The 1,681-nt window shown below is 36.9% G+C and carries 2 protein-coding genes; both read right to left on the bottom strand.

What is annotated here, in order from left to right:
* Nucleotides 1-235 (bottom strand): hypothetical protein (locus AC220I_RS22170; RefSeq protein ID WP_486726044.1); only part of this gene is annotated, 235 nt, incomplete at its 3' end.
* Nucleotides 236-265: 30 nt separating this feature from the next.
* Nucleotides 266-1,498 carry an SPFH domain-containing protein gene (locus tag AC220I_RS22165; RefSeq protein ID WP_486726043.1) on the bottom strand — a complete coding sequence of 411 codons (1,233 nt, stop codon included), beginning with the start codon at nt 1,496-1,498 and terminating at the stop codon, nt 266-268.
* Nucleotides 1,499-1,681: the final 183 nt, after the last annotated feature.

The following is a 1,681-nucleotide window of genomic DNA, read 5'->3' as shown; positions in this document are numbered from 1 at the left end:
CATAAAGGTTAATTTTTTTCTTTCTATCTATGCCTGACCAAAGTATAAGTAATGAAATCAAACTTAAAACGATAAAGGTAATTACCATATCTATGCCATCATTTTCTGAATCAAAAATGGTATAAATCAAAGTCGAACCAATTATTAAAGTTAGAATTGAACCAATTATTATAGAAAACGTTCCTTTTATGCCGCTCATTCGTAAGGCTACTTTTGCTTTTTTATCTTCGTACATGATTATCCTCCTCAAGAGTATGTTTATAAGTTATTGTTTTACGCCACATTCTGGACAAAATTTAGTTGATTTATCTAATTGCACGCCACATTCAATACAGACCCTTAGTAAGGAAAAACCGCACTCTGGACAGAACTTTAAAGCCTGATCCTTAAGTAGAGTCGCACAATTAGGACAAGGTCTTGGCAAATCATGATTGCAGATCAAGCACTTTTCTTGCCCTTCATGAATGTCGTTTTGACAATTTGGACACAGCACTAGTTTTTTACCACATTCAAAGCAGAACTTCATCTCCTTATTTAACATGGTTTGACATTCTGCACAACTTATTGTATTTACCTTCTCTAAAATGGATACAGGTACTTCCTGTTTAGACTCATCAAGTGTAAGCTCTTGGGTAACACTTCTTATGGCATTTCCCATCGGAGCTGCAAGACCTACGCCCATACCCATGCCAATGCCTGCCCCCATGAGTCCAGAGAGATCTCCCGATTCATTGTTTACTGCACCCTCTAAGGTGTCATAGGACCTTGACTGCTGGTAAGTATAGCCTATAATATTCATTTCCGCTTTTTTAGAGAGCGTTGCCTTAAGATGTTGTACTGCTGGATCATCTTCAGGCATGTTGACATCATTAATATAAAAATTGACCAGTTTAATGCCGTATTCACTCATAACGATTCCAATACGTTCTAGCATAAAACTTGAAAGTTCATCGAGATAGGCATTGATTTCTAATATGCCAATTTGTTTATGTACTAAATAAGATGAAATTCCGTCTTTAACTTTGGTGATAAACAAGCTTCTAAAATATTTAAGCACATTCTCTTTGTCAAACATAGGAAGCGTCCCCACGAGTTTAACAAGAAAAGACTTCGAATCTACAATTTGAATGCCAAATTGACCAAAGGATCTAACAGGAACAAATACACCATATTTGGGATCTTGAAGCTGTATTGGAGAAGCAGTCCCCCATTTAATATCTAGTGAATTAACTTTGTTAACATACCAAACCTCAGCAGTAAAGGGTGATTTACCACCAAAAGGCAGCTTCATTAGGTTACTTAGTATTGGAATGTTTGCCGTGCTTAAAGTATGTCTTCCACTTCCAAATACATCTAGAGCTTTTCCGCCCTTGAACAAGATCGCTTCTTGTGATTCATTAACGATTAATTGCGTCCATGTCCCCAGCTCTTCATCAGGGTACTTCCAAGCAAAAACATCTGGTGTTCCATTGTACTTGACGACTTCAACTATTGCCACGCTGATTGCCTCCCATATTTAGTTTTTTGATTTTTGTTATTTTTTTATCAATCGTGAACTTAGCGTTTTGCTTTTGCAGTTGTGCCATTTCCTATGTATGATCGCATTCAGCTTGAGTTCTCATAAAATATAAGCCCTTAGGGCTTTCAAATCGTTACATGGAGCGCTTTCAAATAACCTCTG

Source organism: Fusibacter sp., from assembly GCF_057447755.1.
The sequence above is the reverse complement of the archived record's forward strand: the minus strand, read 5'-3'. Positions and strand labels throughout refer to the sequence as shown.